This window comes from Streptomyces sp. UNOC14_S4 (assembly GCF_020740835.1).
Taxonomy (GTDB): domain Bacteria; phylum Actinomycetota; class Actinomycetes; order Streptomycetales; family Streptomycetaceae; genus Streptomyces.
Genome location: NZ_JAINFC010000859.1, coordinates 1 through 1,774, shown reverse-complemented (window position 1 = coordinate 1,774; position 1,774 = coordinate 1). Strand labels below are relative to the sequence as shown.

2 protein-coding genes are annotated in these 1,774 nt (G+C 73.1%); both read left to right on the top strand.

What is annotated here, in order from left to right; translation table 11 throughout:
- Positions 1-200 precede the first annotated feature (200 nt).
- Positions 201-914 (top strand): spermidine synthase, encoded by a 714-nt coding sequence (locus tag K6I34_RS36515; protein WP_229332322.1) that lies wholly within the window; start codon positions 201-203, stop codon positions 912-914.
- Between the two features lie 88 nt (positions 915-1,002).
- Positions 1,003-1,740 carry a response regulator transcription factor gene (locus tag K6I34_RS36510; RefSeq protein WP_121799521.1) on the top strand — a complete coding sequence of 246 codons (738 nt, stop codon included), beginning with the start codon at positions 1,003-1,005 and terminating at the stop codon, positions 1,738-1,740.
- The last annotated feature ends 34 nt before the right edge of the window (positions 1,741-1,774 follow it).

Genomic DNA, 1,774 nt, shown 5'->3' with positions numbered 1-1,774 from the left:
CACTCGGCCAGGCCCCTTTCCGGCGGGCGGTACAGCATCGGGGCGGCCGTGCCCTGGACCTCACTCTCCGCCCCTCACTGTGAACATTAAGGTCCCCAGTGGCCCGGTAAATCAACCTCTGCCCGTGACTCCGGTCACGACCGTCAACCGAACATCCGTACGCTGCGTCCGCCGGGCCCCGACGACCTTCGGAGGCTTCCTTGACCGAGCAGACCGATCAGATCGAGCAGCACGTCCGTCGTGAGTACGAGGCGCCCGTCGTCGTGGAGCGGCGCGACGGCCCTTACGGGGAGGTCGTGCTGCGCCGCAGGGGCGAGGTCCACGAGATCATCGCCAACGGCACCTTCCTCATGGACACCTCCGACGGCCGGTCCGAGCGGCTGCTGGTCGACGCCGCGCTCGCCGCCCTGCCGCCGGAACGGAAGGACCCGGCGGTGCTGATCGGCGGGCTGGGCGTCGGCTTCTCGCTGGCGCGGGCGGCCGAGGAGCCGCGCTGGGGGCGGATCGCGGTCGTGGAGCGCGAGGAGGCCGTCGTCGACTGGCACCGCCGCGGCCCGCTCGCCGCCGTCTCGGGCGCGGCGCTCGCCGACCCCCGTACGGAGATCCTGCGCACCGACCTCGTCGCGTATCTGCGGACCGCGTCCGTCACCTATGACGCGCTGTGCCTGGACATCGACAACGGGCCCGACTGGACCGTCACGGAGGACAACGACGGCCTCTACTCCCCCGCCGGACTGCGGGCGTGCCACGAGCGGCTGGCGCCGGGCGGGGTGCTCGCCGTGTGGTCGGCGCGGCCGTCGGCGGTGTTCGAGGACGCCTTGCGGGACGCCGGGTTCGAAGGGGTGAAATCCGAAGAGATCACCGTCGCCCGGGGCGTTCCGGACGTTGTCCACCTCGCGCTCCGTGCCGCGTAGCCGTCCCCCGCCACGTGCCCGTACGCTGCTTGCCACAAAGGCAGGACCGTGGCGGAGCACGTCACGGAAGACGCTAGGGGCGGGGCGCATGGAGCAGACACACATCGGCCCGAACGGCGCCACGGCGTCCTCCGGGGCGCAGCGCCGGGTGCTCGTCGTCGAGGACGACCGCACCATCGTCGACGCCATCGCGGCCCGGCTCCGGGCGGAGGGCTTCCAGGTGCGGTGCGCGGGGGACGGCCCGGCCGCGGTCGACGCGGCCGAGGCGTGGCAGCCCGACCTGCTGGTGCTGGACGTGATGCTGCCGGGCTTCGACGGCCTGGAGGTGTGCCGCCGGGTGCAGGCGCAGCGGCCGGTGCCCGTGCTGATGCTGACCGCGCGGGACGACGAGACGGACATGCTGGTCGGTCTCGGCGTGGGCGCGGACGACTACATGACCAAGCCGTTCTCGATGCGCGAGCTGGCGGCGCGGGTGCATGTGCTGCTGCGGCGGGTGGAGCGGGCGGCGCTGGCCGCGCACACCCCGCGCACCGGCATCCTGCGCCTGGGCGAGCTGGAGATCGACCACGCGCAGCGGCGGGTGCGGGTGCGGGGCACGGACGTCCACCTGACGCCGACCGAGTTCGACCTGCTGGTGTGTCTGGCCAACACGCCCCGCGCCGTCCTCTCCCGCGAGCAGCTGCTCGCGGAGGTGTGGGACTGGGCGGACGCCTCCGGCACCCGGACGGTGGACAGCCACATCAAGGCGCTGCGCAGAAAGATCGGGGCGGAGCGCATCCGTACGGTCCATGGGGTCGGGTACGCGTTGGAGACCCCGGCCGCATGAGCGGCGGTACGGCCCGTGCGGACGGCGGTATCGG

Excerpts from the sequence above, each read along its gene's own strand:
- K6I34_RS36510 (WP_121799521.1), top strand. The coding sequence starts at position 1,003 with ATGGAGCAGACACACATCGGCCCGAACGGCGCCACGGCGTCCTCCGGG.